The 16,159-nt window shown below is 70.3% G+C and carries 12 protein-coding genes; 3 read left to right on the top strand and 9 right to left on the bottom strand.

The annotated features are described in order from the left end of the window. Window positions 1-32: 32 nt before the first annotated feature. The 3 genes from A6A06_RS27445 to A6A06_RS27435 form a co-directional block, all read right to left on the bottom strand. The gene (locus tag A6A06_RS27445) at window positions 33-1,283 is read right to left on the bottom strand and encodes a caspase family protein (RefSeq protein WP_073764261.1); all 1,251 of its coding nucleotides are present in this window, start codon (window positions 1,281-1,283) and stop codon (window positions 33-35) included. Between the two features lie 99 nt (window positions 1,284-1,382). Then, on the bottom strand, window positions 1,383-1,823 hold the full coding sequence (locus A6A06_RS27440) for a hypothetical protein (protein WP_242440958.1): 441 nt from the start codon (window positions 1,821-1,823) through the stop codon (window positions 1,383-1,385). Between the two features lie 105 nt (window positions 1,824-1,928). After that, the gene (locus tag A6A06_RS27435) at window positions 1,929-2,219 is read right to left on the bottom strand and encodes a hypothetical protein (RefSeq protein WP_073764259.1); all 291 of its coding nucleotides are present in this window, start codon (window positions 2,217-2,219) and stop codon (window positions 1,929-1,931) included. A gap of 416 nt (window positions 2,220-2,635) precedes the next feature. Between A6A06_RS27435 and A6A06_RS27430 the strand changes: the two genes are divergently transcribed. Then, the gene (locus tag A6A06_RS27430; RefSeq protein ID WP_073764257.1) at window positions 2,636-4,051 is read left to right on the top strand and encodes a DEAD/DEAH box helicase; all 1,416 of its coding nucleotides are present in this window, start codon (window positions 2,636-2,638) and stop codon (window positions 4,049-4,051) included. A gap of 168 nt (window positions 4,052-4,219) precedes the next feature. Here A6A06_RS27430 and A6A06_RS27425 read toward each other — a convergent pair whose 3' ends face one another. From A6A06_RS27425 to A6A06_RS27390, 4 genes are all read right to left on the bottom strand, one after another. Beyond that, window positions 4,220-6,526 carry an NHL repeat-containing protein gene (locus A6A06_RS27425; protein ID WP_242440957.1) on the bottom strand — a complete coding sequence of 769 codons (2,307 nt, stop codon included), beginning with the start codon at window positions 6,524-6,526 and terminating at the stop codon, window positions 4,220-4,222. Between the two features lie 21 nt (window positions 6,527-6,547). Beyond that, the gene (locus A6A06_RS27405) at window positions 6,548-8,815 is read right to left on the bottom strand and encodes an NHL repeat-containing protein (RefSeq protein ID WP_199931182.1); all 2,268 of its coding nucleotides are present in this window, start codon (window positions 8,813-8,815) and stop codon (window positions 6,548-6,550) included. Continuing rightward, on the bottom strand, window positions 8,812-10,068 hold the full coding sequence (gene wecB / locus A6A06_RS27395) for a non-hydrolyzing UDP-N-acetylglucosamine 2-epimerase (RefSeq protein ID WP_073764255.1): 1,257 nt from the start codon (window positions 10,066-10,068) through the stop codon (window positions 8,812-8,814). Before wecB ends, A6A06_RS27405 begins: the two co-directional genes overlap by 4 nt. A gap of 1,532 nt (window positions 10,069-11,600) precedes the next feature. Beyond that, a complete protein-coding gene (locus A6A06_RS27390; RefSeq protein WP_073764253.1) occupies window positions 11,601-13,130 on the bottom strand; it encodes a helix-turn-helix domain-containing protein in 1,530 nt (509 codons plus the stop codon). 101 nt (window positions 13,131-13,231) lie between these two features. Between A6A06_RS27390 and A6A06_RS27385 the strand changes: the two genes are divergently transcribed. Together A6A06_RS27385 and A6A06_RS27380 are read left to right on the top strand one after the other, a co-directional pair. Then, window positions 13,232-14,323: a hypothetical protein gene (locus A6A06_RS27385; RefSeq protein WP_199931181.1), complete on the top strand. Its 1,092-nt coding sequence runs from the start codon at window positions 13,232-13,234 to the stop codon at window positions 14,321-14,323. Window position 14,324: 1 nt separating this feature from the next. Beyond that, a complete protein-coding gene (locus A6A06_RS27380; protein ID WP_073764249.1) occupies window positions 14,325-14,684 on the top strand; it encodes a GntR family transcriptional regulator in 360 nt (119 codons plus the stop codon). 106 nt (window positions 14,685-14,790) lie between these two features. Here A6A06_RS27380 and A6A06_RS27375 read toward each other — a convergent pair whose 3' ends face one another. Then, window positions 14,791-15,681 carry an alpha/beta fold hydrolase gene (locus tag A6A06_RS27375; protein ID WP_073764247.1) on the bottom strand — a complete coding sequence of 297 codons (891 nt, stop codon included), beginning with the start codon at window positions 15,679-15,681 and terminating at the stop codon, window positions 14,791-14,793. Beyond that, entirely contained in the window at window positions 15,678-16,112 is a 435-nt protein-coding gene (locus A6A06_RS27370; protein ID WP_073764245.1) for a helix-turn-helix domain-containing protein, read from the bottom strand. Before A6A06_RS27370 ends, A6A06_RS27375 begins: the two co-directional genes overlap by 4 nt. Between the last annotated feature and the right edge of the window lie 47 nt (window positions 16,113-16,159).

The following is a 16,159-nucleotide window of genomic DNA, read 5'->3' as shown; positions in this document are numbered from 1 at the left end:
CCGGTTCGGGCTCCGTGTGGCCGAGGGCCCGGTCACGCTGCGGGGCTTCGGGCGCGAGGGCCCCGAGGGCGGTCTGCCCGATAGGTGTTGCGGGCGCCGTGGCCGGGTGTGTGGACGTCGATGCGGTCGGCGAGTTGGTCGGGCCGGAGCTCCTGCACGCACGGCAGCTCGAACTCCTGCGTAAGGAGGTTGCGTACCTCCAACGCCATCCGGTCGTGCTGCCCTCGATGCCAAGACGGCTGGAACGTGTTGATGAGCTGGGTGGCCTCTTCCTCGCCGAGCCAGTCGAGAGCCAGCTGAGGATGCGGCAGGACCGGACCGTACGGCTTCAGCCTCACCTCGTTCTCGCCTTGGACGATCTCGACACGGCGTACCAGAAGCGGCGCGAACTTCGGGTGCCGCCAGGGGCGTCCGGAGCGTGGCCCGGTGAGGACAACGGCCGGGTAACCCGCCCAGAGCTCCGCGTCGTCCTCAGCCGCCGAATCCACCAGCGAGGCCGCTTCTTCGGGGAGCGCGGTGCATCCGCCGTCGTCCACGTCGCCGGAGACGAACCTCTCCGCGCCGTCCAGGCATACGTACGACGTGTTCTGGTGGCCCGCCTCCATCAGAGGCGTCTCGGCGCCTTCGGCCAGAACGCACTCGCGGTAGTAGTCCAGCAAGCCGGCCCAGGCGGGCTGCGTATGAGCGGACTTCGCGGCGTGCGGCTGTGGCGGCCCTTCGGCGCCGGGGCGGGGTCGCGGACTCAGGGGATCGAGGATGGGGGCCCGGCCGAACGGACTGTCCGCGATGACGATTCGGTCGTCGACGCCGAGCGTGGATTGCACCGGCACCTGACGGCCACCGCCCTGGGCACGCATACGCCGGTTCACATAGTGGAACAGGTCGCTGACCTGTACTTCACTGCCGCCGTCCTTGCTGACCTTCCCCGTGCGCAGCGCCTCGACGACCTCACCGGTGAACGCCGACGGCTTCACGTCGTCGCCGTCGCCCGCGTCGGCGAACGAGTCCTCCCCGGCCCGCGAGGACGACAGCACGTACACACCCCTGCTGGTCAGCGGGGGCTGCTCGCCGGATTTCGCCACGGAGCTGTCAGGCCGTCGGTCCGACGTACGCAGACCCATGGCGAACCCGCCGCTGCGACAGCAGTCGATCATCACGATCTTCTGCGGTGCGACGCACTCTTCCAGTGAATCGTTGAGGAACCCGGCGCTGACACCGGTCGCGGCCACTCTGTCGTAGTCGGTGCCCTTGGCGATGAAGTGGAACTCGCCGCCGTCACGCACCGTGCGTACACCGTGCCCGGACGGAGGCGAGTGGCGAGAAGCGGCCGTCGTCGTAGTGCTCGTTGCCGATCAGAAGAGCCCGGCGCTTATGGAGGCGGGTCACGCCGCGCTGTCATCCGGTCCGGAGCTGTCGTCGCCGGAAACCCGGTCCTGGAACTCGCGGACCATGCGTTCCTGCGCGGCGTCAGGGCGCCCGGTGATCTCGACGGAGTCGCCCGCGATGGTGACCACGACCTTGCGGTGCCGTTCCTTGGCGCACCACTCCTTGACCAGGGTGATCAGGACCTGGGACGCCGGGCGAACGACAGCGGCAGTGGCAGCGGCCCAAAGAGCCACCTCGCCCGCGCCCGTACCCTTACGGCCCGGTTCGGCGGGCCCTTCGGCGTCATGAAAGCCGACGACGAGACCGTCCGCCCCCTCCAGGCTGTCGTACAGATCCCGGGTGAGGCGCTCCTGCCGGAGTGTGTCGCCGCCTGTGGGCACGGTGAGTGTCCACTGCGGTCCCCCGTCGCGCATGTACTGCTCCTCGCGTTCGCTCATGTGCTTGTCCGGTCCGTTCAGCGACTTCGGCACGAGGACGTTCGCTGGTGACAGCCGGGGGCGAGGGGAGGGGCGGCATCCGGCCACCCACCTCGGCTCCGGTGCTCAGGCTGCGGCTTCGCCGGGGTCCTCGTCCTCCGAGGGGTGGACCCAGGTGGTACCGGGTGCGAGGTCGGCCCCTGTCTCCGCCTTGTACTGCGCCTTCTTTTCCCCGCTGGCGGTTTGCCCCTCGGCGAGGTTCCGCAGGTGGGGGGTGGGCGACTGCCGAGGCTCGCCCGTGGTTTCAGTGGCGGAGGAGTACTCCTGATGCTCGGTGTCCTCGCCGGCGCTCGGTTCCATGGCGTTCCTGGCGTTGCTGGCGTTCCTGGCGATCACGGCAACGGCGGTCAGAGCCACGCCGCCGACAGCGCCGCCGATGGCGAGGATCTTCCTCCTGTGCTTCCGGGCGGAAAGGATGCGGCGGAGTCCGCCCGTCAGCTGTTCCGGAGGGGACCAGATAGCTCCATGACCTGCCTGGACGGATAGCTGTGAGGCGCTGACCTGCGCAGACGGCCTTTCGGTTGGTTACCGGTCGTGCCTGCTGGCGCAGCCGGTAGTCTCAAGGGGCGTTGCCGCCGTCGGCACCGCCGGCACCGTCGGAGCGCTCAGCGTCACGTGCGCCGTACGGTTACTTTGTGTTACCCTTGGACCTTTAGGCGGTTGTGACGAGAGGGCTGTGGCGGTCGGTGATTCCGCCCGGTTTCCCTTGCGCGTCGGCTGCTCATTTCCTGCCGGGCCTTCCCTCGGTACGTTCCGCACGCGGAAGGCTCTTCATGAACCACCCGGACCACCTCGGCACCTCGCACGGCGACCTCGCCCAGCCGGTCAGTCCCACCCCGACGGCGCCCCCGGTCGACTCCTTCGCCGACCTGGCCTTGCCGGTCGAGGTGCAGCGAACGCTCGCCGAGCACGGCATACGCGAGCCCTTCCCGATTCAGGCAGCCACGTTGCCCGACGCCCTCGCGGGACGCGACGTCCTGGCGCGCGGGCGCACCGGATCGGGCAAGACGCTCGCCTTCGGCCTGCCGCTGCTGGTGCGGACGGCCGGGCGGCGCGCGGAGCCGAAGCAGCCCCTCGCCCTGATCCTGGTGCCTACCCGGGAGCTGGCCCAACAGGTCACCGAAGCGCTCGCGCCGTATGCCGACGCGCTCCGGCTGCGGATGGCCGCGGTCGTCGGCGGCATGTCGATCGGCCGGCAGGCCGCCGCGCTGCGCGACGGGGCCGAGGTCGTCGTCGCCACGCCCGGCCGCCTGCGTGACCTCATCGAGCGCGGGGCCTGCCGTCCGGGACGGGTACGGATCACCGTCCTCGACGAAGCTGACCAGATGTGTGACATGGGCTTCTTGCCGCAAGTCACCGAGGTGCTCGACCAGGTGCGCCCGGACGGCCAGCGGATGCTGTTCTCCGCCACGCTGGACCGCGACGTCGGCCAACTGGTCCGGCGTTACCTCCACGACCCCGTCGAGCACGCGGTCGACCCGTCCGCAGGCGCGGTCACGAGCATGGACCACCATGTGCTGGTCGTCCACGGCCCCGACCGGTATGCCGTCGTCACGGAGATCGCCGCCCGCGACGGCCGCGTACTGCTGTTCCTGGACACCAAGCACGCGGTCGACCAGCTCACCCGGCACCTGAGGAGCAGCGGGGTGCCTGCCGCGGCCCTGCACAGCGGTAAGTCCCAGCCGCAGCGCACCCGGTCCCTCGCGCAGTTCAAGAACGGCCGGATCACCGTCCTGGTGGCGACCGGTGTCGCGGCCCGTGGCCTGCACGTCGACGACCTCGATCTGGTGGTCAACGTCGATCCGCCCACCGACCCCAAGGACTACGTGCACCGCGCGGGCCGCACCGCGCGGGCCGGCGAGTCCGGCCGCGTCGTCACCCTGGTCCTTTCGGGCGGGCGCAGTGAGATGAGCCGCCTGCTGGCCGAGGCCGGCATCAAGCCGACGATCACCAAGGTGCGCTCGGGCGAGGCGGAGCTGAGCCGGATCACCGGGGCCAAGGCCCCTTCCGGCACCCCGCTCGACGGTGGGCCCGCCGCACCCCGGGCCAAGAACACCCATGCGCCCTTCCGCGGCCTGGGCACCGGCAAGGACGCCTCCCGCGGCACCGGCGGCAAGTCCCGCAAGGCCGGCGAGGCCCGAAAGCTCGCCGAGGCCCGCAGGGCGGCCCGGGTCCGCCGCGGCAGCTGAGAGCCGGTCCTGCCTGCCGGGGCGACGTGCCTGCGGTGGTTGGCGGAGCGTGTCGTGTCCTGTTCGTCCGACTGCTGTCCGGAGGTCTTCCGGTGGTTGGCGGCGGGCTCTGTCAGCCCAAGGGCCCCGACCGCGCGGTCGGGGCCCTGGTCTGCGGTGCGGGGATGGTCAGGTGACGCGGGCGCTCAGTGGCACGGGCGTCAGGCGGCCGATGGCGGCCGAGCCGTCGTCCGACCGGGTGCCCGGCTGGGCGTCGGCCAGTGCCCGGATGCCGAGGGTGTAGATCAGCGCCGTCTTGTCCGTGGTCCCGGTGTTCAGGTGCGGGTTGGAGCTGATGACGAGGGTCTTGCCGCCGTCCTCCAGCCGGCCGTCGAGGTTTCCGGTCACGTACGGCGTCACGAAGTAGTAGCCGTAGGAGGCACTGCCGGTGAACGCGAAACCGGTGGGGGCGGTGAAGCGCTGCTCGACGGTGCCGGGGTTGACCGGCTGGTTGCCCAGCGACCGCAGCTCCAGGTTGAACGTGGTGTGCCGGCCCGGCGCGGCCGCGGGCACCGACTCCTGCACCGCCCGCAGCGCCGTCTCGTCCTGTGCGGTCCCCGAGATGGTGCCGGAGAGCTGGACCGGGGTGTGCCGGCCGATGCTCGCCGAGCCGTTGTCGTACCGTCCGGGCAGGGCATCGGTGCGGGCCTGCACCGGGATGGTGTAGACCACCGAACCGGTGTCACTGGTGGTGGTGTTGACGTGTGGGTTGGCGGTGATGAGTAGCGTGCGCCCCTCGTCCAGGATGCGGTGGCTCAGGTTCCCCGAGATGACGCCGTGGATGGTCTCGTAGTACGCGTAGGTGGGCTGGCCGGTGAAGACGAACCCGGTCGGTGCGGTGAAGCGCTGGACGATCGTTCCGGGGTTGACCGGCTGTCCGGCGGGCGAGGTGTACCGCAGGTTGAAGTCGGTGCGCTGGCCCGGCGCGACCTGCGGGACGGTGTCCTGGAAGATCGTCAGTGCTGTCTCGTCCGCCACGGGGTCGGGCACCACGATCGTGACGGGCAGGGTGTACGCGTTGTCCTTGAGATTGAGGTCGCCGCCGTACTGGATCTCCAGCGTGGAGAGGTACGTGCCGGGCGGGGTGTTGGCCGGCGCGCTGACCCGGAACACGCCGTCCAGCGTGCCCTGTTGGGGCAGCAGCTGTTGTCCGGAGAAGGTGCGGGTGAGCCGTCGGCCGCTGCTGCCGGGGCCGCCGACGAGGCCGTCGGCCAGATTCAGCACCACGGTCACGTACTGCCCGTCCGCCGGGTTGGGGCCGCGGTTGCGGATCCGCGCGCCGAGGTCGAATTCCTGGTCCCGCTGCACGCGGTAGGGGCTGACGACCTCGCCGTACAGGTCGGCGGCCGGCGGGGGCGGCGGCGTCATCTGCGCCACGGCCGTCACTCCGCGCACGCGGTGGTTGTTGCAGTCCGCGATGTACAGATTGCCGCCCCGGTCCAGGGCCACGCTGTAGGGGTAGAACAGCCGGGTGCCGGCGGCAGGTCCGCCGTCGTCCACGTACCCGGCGGTTCCGTTGCCCGCGGCGGTGGTGATGATGCCGTCCGATGTGACCTTGCGGATGCGGTGGTTGTGACCGTCGCCGATATACAGGCTCCCGGCCTCGTCCAGCGCCAGGCCCCACGGGTAGTGGAGCCGGGTGCCGAGGGCGGGTCCGCCGTCGGAGATGTATCCGGCGGTGCCGTTGCCCGCGACGGTGGTGATGATGCCGTTGGACGTCACCTTGCGCACGCGGTGGTTGTAGCGGTCGGCGATGTACAGGCTGCCCTCGGCGCCCACCACCAGCCCCATGGGGTGGTAGAGCCGGGTCGAGATCGCGGGGCCGCCGTCGGAGATGTATCCGGCGGTGCCATTGCCCGCGACGGTGGTGATGATGCCGTTGGGGGTCACCTTGCGCACACGGTGGTTGTGGTGGTCCGAGATGAAGAGGTTGCCCGAGCGGTCGACGGTCAGGGCGTGCGGGTAGTGGAGCCGGGTGGCGATGGCCGGACCGCCGTCGGAGATGTACCCGGCCTCGCCGTTGCCCGCGACGGTGGTGATGATGCCGTTCGGGGTGACCTTGCGGACCCGGTGGTTGTTGGTGTCCGCGATGTAGAGGTTGCCCGCGTCGTCCACGGCCACGTCCGCGGGGTAGTGCAGCCGGGTGGCGAGCGCGGGGCCGCCGTCGGAGATGTATCCGGCGGTGCCGTCGCCGGCGACGGTGGTGATGATGCCGTTCGGGGTGACCTTGCGGATACGGTGGTTGTACCGGTCGGCGATGAACAGGTTGCCGTTCCTGTCGACGGTCACCCCTTGGGGGTAGTGGACCCGGGTCAGCGCGCCGTGCCCCCCGTCGGAGATGAATCCGGCCACGCCGTTGCCAGCGACGGTGGCTATCGAGCCGTCGAGCAGGCCCGCGGGCTGCGGACCGGTTCCGGTGCTGGATGCGGTGGTCATGATCGCTGCTCCTGTCGAGGTTCAGAGGACGTGGGCGGACAGCGGTACGGGTGCCAGGCGCCCGATGGCCGCGCTGCCGTCGGTGGGCCGCGAGCCGGGTGCCGCGTCGGGCAGTGCGCGGATGCCGATCGTGTAGAGCAACGCGGTCCGGTCGGTGGCGCCGGTGTTGAGGTGCGGGTCGGAGGTGACGACGAGAGTCCGGCCGCCGTCTTCGAGCCGCGTCTGGAGGTTCCCGGTGACGGCGGGCTGGACGTAGTAGTAGCCGTACGAGGCGCCGCCGGTGAACACGAAGCCGGTGGGGGCGGTGAAGCGCTGGGCCAGCGTGCCCGGGTTGACCGGCTGGTTGTCCGGCGAGCGGATCTCGACGTTGAACGAGACGGTGTCGCCCGGTTTCGCCTCGGGCACGCTCTCCTGGGCCAGGCGCAGCGCCGGCTCGTCCTGGGAGCCGCCGGTGATCTCGGCCGAGATCTGGACGGGAGCGTGCTTGCCGACGCTGGCGCTGCCGTCGCGGTGGACACCGGGCCGAGCGTCGGCGAGTGCCTGGACCCCGATCGTGTAGACGAGCGGGCCGGTGTCGCTGGACGTGGTGTTGACGTGCGGATTGGCCGTGATGATCAGGGTCCGGCCGGCGTTCCCGATCTCGTACGGCAGGTTTCCGGCGATCACACCGTGGATGGTGTTGTAGTAGCCGTACGACGGCTGACCGGTGAAGACGAAGCCGGTGGGCGCGGAGAACCGTTGGACGATGTCTCCGGGGTTGACCGGCTCGCCGGCGGGCGAGTTGAAGACGACGTTGAACTTGGCGGTCTGGCCTGCCGCCGTCCGCGGGACGCTCTCCTGGCGGATCTCCAACGCGGTCTCGTCCGTCACCGGAGCCGGCGCGACGACCACGACGGGCAGGGTGAAGGTGTTGTCCTTCAGGTTGAGTTCCCCGGCGTACTGGATCTCCAGTGTGGACGCATACGAGCCGGGGGGCGTGGTCTCCGGCGCGGTGACCCGGAACACCCCGTCCAGCGAGGCGTACTGCGGAATGAGCCGGGCGCCGGGGAAGGTGCGGGTCAGGCGCTGCCCGGTGGTGCCGGGGCCGCCGACCAGGCCGTCGGCCAGGGTGAGGACGACCGTGACCTGCTGCCCGTCGACGGTGGACGGGCCCCGGTTCTTGATCCGGGCGCCGAGGTCGAACTCCTGGCCGCGCTGGACGGTGTGCGGGCTGACGACCTCGCCGAAGAGATCGGCGACCGCGGGGGCGGAGGGGTCGTACCGGGTCGCTCCCACGATCTTGCGGATGCGCTGGTTGCCGCCGTCGGCCACGTACAGGTCGCCGGCGTCGTTCAGCGCCAGCGTGGTGGGGAAGTAGAGCGTGGTGGTGTCGGCGGGTACCTCGTCCCCCTCGTAGCCGCCCGTGCCGTTGCCCGCGATGGTGACGATGGTGCCGTCGGTACGGATCTTGCGGATGCGGTGGTTGCCGCCGTCGGCGAAGTAGAGGTTGCCGGCGTCGTCCGTCACCGAGCCCTCGGGGCCGTTCAGCCGGGTGTCGGTGGCCGGGCCGCCGTCCCGGACGTAGCCGGGTGACCCGTTGCCCGCGACGGTGGTGATGACGCCGTGCGTGTCGACCTTGCGCAGCCGTTGGTTGTCCTGGTCGCCGATGTAGAGGTTGCCGGCGCTGTCCACGCCCAGTCCTTTGGGGCTGTTGAGCTCGGCGGCGGTGGCCGGCCCGCTGTCCCCGCTGAAACCAGCCGTTCCGGAGCCCGCGACCGTGTGGATGAGGCCATCCGGCGTGATCTTCCGTACCCGCCGGCCGAACCGCTCGGTGACATACAGGTTTCCGGCCGTGTCCACCGCCACGGCGAAGGGATAGCTGAGCGAGGCGTCCACGGCGCGCCCGCCGTCCCCGCCCGACCCGCCGCCCGCCACGGTGGTGATGACACCGTTCGGTGTCACCTTGCGCACCCGGCAGTTGCTCCATTCCGCCACGTACACGTTGCCGGCGCCGTCGACCGCGACGCCCAGCGGCTGGCTGAGCTGGGCGGCGGTGGCAGGACCCCCGTCACCGCTGAAACCGGACGTGCCGGTTCCCGCGATCGTGGTGATGACGCCGTCGGTGCCGACCTTGCGGACGCGGTGATTGCCGATCTCGGAGAGATAGAGGTTCCCGGCCCGGTCCAGGGCGATCCGCGGACTGTTGAGCTCGGCCTGGACAGCGGGGCCGCCGTCCCCTTCGAAGCCGGTCGCGCCGGTACCGGCGACCGTGACGATCGTGCCGATGGGCACGTTGGCGGGAGTGGTCATCGCGTCTCCTGATCAGTGATGTCGGGCGGCCTGGGGGTCAGACCCAGCAGCCAGCCGCAGGCGGCGGCGCAGCGCCGGGCGGCCCGTCCGTCGCCGTACGGGTTGGGCCGGGGGAAAGGCCGGTTCGGCTTTCTGGTGTCCAGCACGCCCTCGCGGACGAATTCCTTTTCCGCCGCCGCCACGATCTCTGTCTCGTCCGTACCGACGAGCCGGGCCGGACCGGAATCAATCCCTTCGGTCCGCTCGGTGTTGTCCCGGGTCATCAGAATCGGCAGGCCGAAGGCCGCCGCCTCCTCCTGAATTCCGCCGGAGTCGGTGATGGCCAGAACGGACCGGGACAGGAGGCGGGCGAAGGCGTCGTACGGAATCGGCCCCGGCAGCCGGACGTTGGGCCGGCCTCGCAGTGTTTCCTCGATCGCGATACGGACCGAGGGATTCATATGCGCGGCGACGACGAACGTCACGTCGGGATATTGACGGCTCAGTGCTGCCACCGCCCGGCCCACCCGCCGGATCGGCTCGCCCCGGTTCTCCCGCCGGTGTGCGGTCACGACGACCAGCGGAGCGGAATCCTGTTCGATTTCGCGGAGTTCGGATGCGGTGCGGTGGCGCGGGCTCCGGCTCGCGGCGACGACGGCGTCGATCACGGTGTTCCCCGTCACCACGATCCGGTCGGCCGCCACTCCCTGGGCGAGCAGGTTCCGGCGGGCGGTATGCGTGGGCGCCAGGTGGAGATCGCTCAGCTCGGCGATCATCCGGCGGTGGGCCTCCTCCGGGAACGGGCTGCGCGCGTCGCCGGAGCGCAGCCCCGCCTCCACGTGCACGACGGAGATCTTGGCGAAGAAGGCGGCCATCGCCCCGGCCGGCGCGGACGAGGTGTCTCCCTGGACGAGCACCGCGTGTACGCCGGGCGCGCGCAGGCGGTGACCGAGTCCGCTGTGCAGAGCGGCCGTCAGCTCGGCGACCGGCCCCGCATCGGCTGTGCCGCCGGTACCGGCTGTGCCGCCGGTACCGGCTGTGCCGCCGGTACCGGCTGTGTCGCCCGTGCCGGCGGATGGGCCCAGTTCGATTTCGATCTCGGGGCGCAGGCCGAAGCAGGCGAGGGTGTTCCGTACCGCCGTGCTGTGCCGGCCGGTGGTGAGCACGGCCGGCTCGGCCCAGCGCGTGCGTCGTAATTCCCGGGCGACCGGGGCGAGTTTGACGGCTTCCCGGCGGGCGCCCACGACAATGGCGACGCGCTGTCGGCCGCTCAATGCCGAGTCGTTTTCGTGGCGGGGTCAGGAGATGAGATCAGACGCATAGAGACACCGTTCATCGCGTCGATATACGACAGATTCGCGTAAGGGCGAGGCGGCTCACAGACGTTGAACATGCGACGTGTTGCACCTGCGGCAGGCGATGGCGCGAGGGAATGCAGGTATGGTCCGGCGACCATTCGCGTCCGCTGACGCTAGGCGTAGGAACATGACGTGGGCAATGGTTCCCGAGACATGTGATTGGCCGGATCGGAACAATGTTTCTGTGGAGAGAGCGTAAAAACCCAGGTGTCCACGGCCGTCCGCTGTTTCCCCCCGCCCGAGCCATCGACGCAAAACCGTCGCTCCCTGGCTCCGGGCACCGTCGGAACGCTGCGGCATGGTCTGGCCATCGCCCGCCTGGTCATTCACAGTGGTCACAGCCCGACCCGCCGCTCGACCCGGTGCCCGATCCGCTGTCCGACCTGCGCACCCGCTGGCTCGCACACATCCTGTCCTGCCGCTCGGAGGTGCCGTCCTTCCATGTACCCGGGACCCACCTGGCCGTTGGCAGGCGGCATGGCGGCGGCACGCGCCGGAACGTCCGGTAGGCGGGGTGTCCTCACAGCCGCCGTAGGCGCAGCCGTGATACCGCTGAGTTTTGTCCTGGGGCGGGAGATCCAGCGCAGGCTGGGGCGCAATGGCCGGCCCGTGCCCGTGCCCGTGCCCGCGCACCTGCCCCGGCCCGGCCGCCCGACCACGCCGATCCGCCTCCGGCCGGCTCCCCTCACGCCCGCCGGACCCGCCGAGATCCGCCGCCACAAGGGGAGGCGCCCTGGTGAAAAACGCCCTGCTCAAGACAGTTGACACCATCGGCTGCACCACGCGGCAAACCAGCCGCTCTTCGACGCGGGTGTGCGGCATGTTCATGCGTGGTCCCCACATGCACGGGGACCACGGGTCGAAGACCTTGCCGGGCCGGGCAGCCGGGATCAACCCCGCACACGCGGGGACCACGCCCCGCCCTTCTTCGACAGCAGGTACAGGGTGGGATCAACCCCGCACACGCGGGGACCACAGGCCGTGACCAGTGTGTTTCTTAGGGGAAGCGGCGGGTTTTGCTTACTTCCGTGGAATGCGGCATACCTGACATACCTTCAAGTGTCGACTGGATGTTCTGTTCACGCAGGCTTTGTGTGGAAACTGTCAGGCATCTCGGGACACAGGCCAAGGTGCATCGACAAGGCAGCGGCGGGAACACCCCCGTTGACCCGTCTCGCTCCCTCAGGACAGCAGGATCGTCAGCACGCTCAGGGTGAGCGTCCTCTTCTCCACCGTGTCGCGGGGTGTCCGGTGCGCGTCGTCCCAGGCGTCCTCGGTGGCGTCCCGAAGCCGGCCGCGCGAAGGCCGAGCCGACCACCACGGTGTGGTCCGGCAGGAAGCTGGCCGTCATTACCGTCAGGACGACGACCCCGGCGCCGACCGCTCCGGCCCACGGCCGCCAAGGGGTTGGGCGCGACCCGGCTTCGGGGGATGAGGGGGATGCGGGGTCAGATATCCCGGAAGATCTCGATCTGCGCCCCGATCGAGTTCAGCCGTTCCGCCAGGTCCTCGTAACCGCGGTTGATGACATAGACGTTGCGCAGGACGGACGTGCCCTCGGCGGCCATCATCGCGAGGAGGATGACGACTGCGGGGCGCAGGGCCGGGGGGCACATCATTTCGGCGGAGCGCCAGCGGGTGGGGCCGTCGACCAGGACGCGGTGCGGGTCGAGGAGTTTGACCTGGGCACCGAGGCGGTTGAGGTCGGTGAGGTAGATGGCGCGGTTGTCGTAGACCCAGTCGTGGATCAGGGTCTGGCCCTGGGCGCTGGCCGCGATGGCGGCGAAGAACGGGACGTTGTCGATGTTCAGGCCCGGGAAGGGCATGGGGTGGATCTTGTCCAGGGGGGCCTGGAGCTTGGAGGGGCGGACCGTGAGGTCGATGAGGCGGGTCCGGCCGTTGTCGGCGGCGTACTCCGCGCTGCGCTCGTGGTCGAGGCCCATCTCCTCCAGGACGGCGAGTTCGATCTCCAGGAACTCGACCGGGACGCGGCGGATGGTCAGTTCGGACTCGGTGACGACGGCGGCCGCGAGCAGGCTCATCGCCTCGACGGGGTCCTCGGAGGGCGCGTAGTCCACGTCGCGGTCGATGCGTGCGACGCCGTGCACGGTCAGTGTGGTGGTGCCGACGCCCTCGACCCGTACGCCCAGCTCCTCCAGGAAGAAGCACAGGTCCTGGACCATGTAGTTGGAGGACGCGTTGCGGATGACCGTCACGCCGTCGTGCCGTGCGGCGGCCAGCAGGGCGTTCTCCGTCACGGTGTCGCCGCGCTCGGTCAGGACGATCGCGCGCTTGGGGGCGATGGAACGATCCACGTCGGCGTGGTACGTGCCCTCCGTCGCGGTGATCTCCAGGCCGAAGTGGCGCAGCGCCGTCATGTGCGGCGTGATCGTCCGCGTACCGAGGTCGCAGCCGCCCGCGTACGGGATCTTGAAGTGGTCCATGCGGTGCAGCAGCGGACCGAGGAACATGATGACGCTGCGGGTGCGGCGCGCCGCCTCCGTGTCCATGGCGTCCAGGTCCAGTTCGGCCGGCGGCACGATCTCCAGGTCGTTGCCGTCGTTGATCCAGCGGGTGCGGACGCCGATGCTGCCCAGCACCTCCAGGATCCGGTAGACCTCCTCGATGCGGGCCACCCGGCGCAGCGTGGTGCGGCCCGCGTTGAGCAGCGTGGCGCACAGCAGGGCCACGCACGCGTTCTTGCTCGTCTTGACGTCGATGCTCCCGGACAGCCGTCGGCCGCCGACGACGCGAAGGTGCATGGGTCCCGCGTACCCCAGCGAGACGATTTCACTGTCCAGGGCCTCGCCGATGCGCGCGATCATCTCAAGGCTGATGTTCTGGTTGCCGCGTTCGATGCGGTTGACCGCGCTCTGGCTCGTACCGAGCGCCTCCGCGAGCTGCGTCTGGGTCCAGCCTCGATGCTGCCGCGCGTCGCGGATGAGCCTGCCGATGCGTACGAGGTAGTCGTCTGCCATGAGCAAGACGGTATCTCACATATGAGATCTGTGAATAATCGGCGGCCTCTCCGACGTGTTGTTCTATTGTTCTACTGTAAGGCAAACAAAGGGAGTCGCTCATGAATGCTGTGCAAGCCGGATCCGCCGTCGGGCCGCCCGAGACCCGCCGCCCTTGGCGGGCGCTGCTCGCCGTACTGCCGTTCCTCCTCGTCATCGCGACCGTCATCGCGGTCTACCGGGCGGTCCGGGACCGGGTGCCCGACCCGCTGGCCGTGCACTTCACCGCGGGCGGCGCCAGTGACGACTTCGCCGCCGCTTCCGACTTCCTCACGTTATCGGTGGGTATGCCAGTCATCTTCGGTGCCGTCATCGGCGTACTGGTGCTGCGCAACGAGGCGGCAGGCGTCCTGCGCTGGGCGATCAGCGTCGGCTACGGACTGATGGGCCTGTTCGGCTATATGTGTGTATCGATCCTGCTGCTGAACGCGGACGCCGGTGACGCGTCGGCGGTCCACTTCCCGCCGGTGCACATAGCCGTGGCGCTGGGCGTCGCGGTCATCGGCGGGGTGGCGGGGTGGCTGTGCGCCGGCCGCGACCGGGTACGGGCGGACAAGGTGGCCGGGCCGTCGCGGGTGGCGCCGCCCCTGGATCTCGCGAACGGCGAGACCGTCGGCTGGTCGCGGACCGTCGGCTCGCCCGTCCTGCTCGTCCTCGCCCCCGGCTTCCTGGCCATCGCCGTGGTCTTCGGCCTCGCGGTGAACTGGGTCGGCGCGGTGGGCTTCGGGGTCGCGTGTGTGTCCAGCGTCGTGTTCGCGGGTGTACGGGTCACCGCCGACCACCGGGGCCTGACCATCGCCTCGCCCTTCGTACCGCGCCCCCGCCTGCGCATCCCGCTGGCCCGGATGGAGGAAGCGGGAGTCCAGCAGGTCAACCCGCTGCGCGACTTCGGAGGCTGGGGCTACCGGATACGGTCCGGGCGCAGCGGCGTCGTACTGCGTACCGGCGAGGCGCTCGCGCTGCGGCTGACGAACGGCCGTGTGTTCGTGGTGACCGTCGACGACGCGGCCACCGCGGCGGCGCTTCTGAACGCGCTCGTCGCCCGTGGGCACGACGCCGGCAACACCGGTGGACCTGAGCGGAAGCCCGGTGGCACCACCGGACCCGATGACCAAAAACCCGGCTCCGCCTCCGACCCCGGACAGAGGACTTGACGTGCTTTTCCGCATCGACCAGGCCTCCCCGGTCCCGCTCGGCGACCAGATCGCCGCCGCGGTCCGGGGAGCCCTCGCCGAAGGCTCCGTACGGTCCGGCGAACGTCTGCCCGCGGCCCGTGCGCTCGCCGAGTCCCTGGGCGTCAACGTGCATACGGTGCTGCGCGGTTACCAGCGCCTGAAGGACGAGGGGCTGATCGAACTCCGCCGCGGCCGCGGTGCCGTGGTGACGGGTGAGGCGTCCCCGGCGCGCGTACGCCTCACCGAACGCGTGGGCCAGCTGGTGGCCGAGGCCCGCACTCTCGGCCTCACCGACGACGAGGTCGTGGCCCTGGTCCGGACGAGGCTGACGACGGGGTGACGTGGGGCAGGGGCAGGGGCAGGGGCAGGGGCAGGGGCAGGGGGATAGGGGACAGGGCCGCGTCGAAGGCGTGGCCCGCCCGCCCTCGCCCCTCACTCCCCACCCCTCACCCGTGCAAGAACTCCACCATGGGTTCGGCCTGCCCCAGGACCGCATGTCCGACCCCGGGCAGCAGCCGCACGGTCCCGTCCGGGACGTTCTCCCGTACGCGCCGGGCCGTGCCCTCCGAGTCGAAGAAGGCATCGGCGGTACCGGCGATCACCAGCACGGGTACGCCCAGGCCGCGCAGCGCGTCGTCCGGGAACACCGGCAGCCGCTCCATCCGCGGCTTGAACTGCGTGAAGGTCAGCACCACCTGGTCGAGTACGGGGCCCTCCCGCAGCGTGTGCAGGCCCGTGGCGCTCCGTACCGAACGGCGGACTCCCCAGCGTCCGAACGCGCGCAGGAACAGGGTCTTGAAGAGCAATCCCACCCGCTGCTTCCCCACCCCGCCGGGGCACAGCAGGGCCAGACGGGTCACCCGGTGCGGGCGGCGTATGAGGTAGTCCAGTGCCAGCCAGCCGCCGAGGGAGGCACCGGCGACGGCTGCGGTCGTGATGCCCAGCCCGTCCAGTACGTCGTCGAGCCACAGCGCGTGCGCGTCCGAGGCCAGGGGCGGGCGGGACGGCGCGCTCAGGCCCGGTTCGCCGATGATGTCGACGGCGTACGTACGGAAGTGCCGCGACCAGGTGGCGATGTCGGCCTGCCACGTGGTCGCGTTCGCTCCCGCGCCGTGCAGCAGCACCACGGGCGGAGCGTCCTGCGGGCCGGAGACGAGGACGAAGGTCTCGCCTTCGCGGGTCGGTACCCGTATCCGCTCGGCGGGTACGGGCCAGTTGTCCAGCGTCTCCCGGTAGCGCCGCCGGATCTCCTCCGCACCGGCCACGGACTTGTAGATCGTGCTCGATCTCGTGCTCGTACTCGTGCTCGTGCTGCTTGTTCCCGTGCTCGTGCTCATGAGTCGAGTACCCCCTCCATGTAGTCGAACAGGCGGGCGGTGTCGCCCAGTCCGCCGAGAATGACGACCTTCATCCGGGCCCGCTCCGGGTAGTACGCCGTCTCGATCCGCAGGGGCCTGTCGCCCTGGCTGCGGTGGGCGGCCGAGCTGGTCAGAAGGGTGGACAGCCGGTCGGCGGTCCGGGCGTCGACGGCGTCGATCTCCACGACGCTCGTCACCTCGCTGTGCCGCGGCCCGTCGGCCGCCCGGTCCCCGGGGTCGGCGGGGACCGGGCGGCCGGTGAAGGCTTCCAGGTCCTCGTGTGCGATCCGGTACTGCTTGCCGATGCGGACGGCGGTGAGCCGTCCGTCCCGTACGTAGTTGCGGACGGTGCGTACGTGCAGACCCAGGCGCTCGGCCACTTGTTCCACGGAGTAGAGACGATCATTCACAAAGACACCCTAAACTTCCCTGTCAGGGGTGGCAATAGGGAAGTTTA

Origin of the sequence: Streptomyces sp. CB02923 (assembly GCF_001905005.1) — a bacterium.
Taxonomy (GTDB): Bacteria; Actinomycetota; Actinomycetes; order Streptomycetales; family Streptomycetaceae; genus Streptomyces.
Note: the sequence above shows the minus strand (reverse complement) of the source record. Positions and strands in the feature narration are given on the sequence as shown.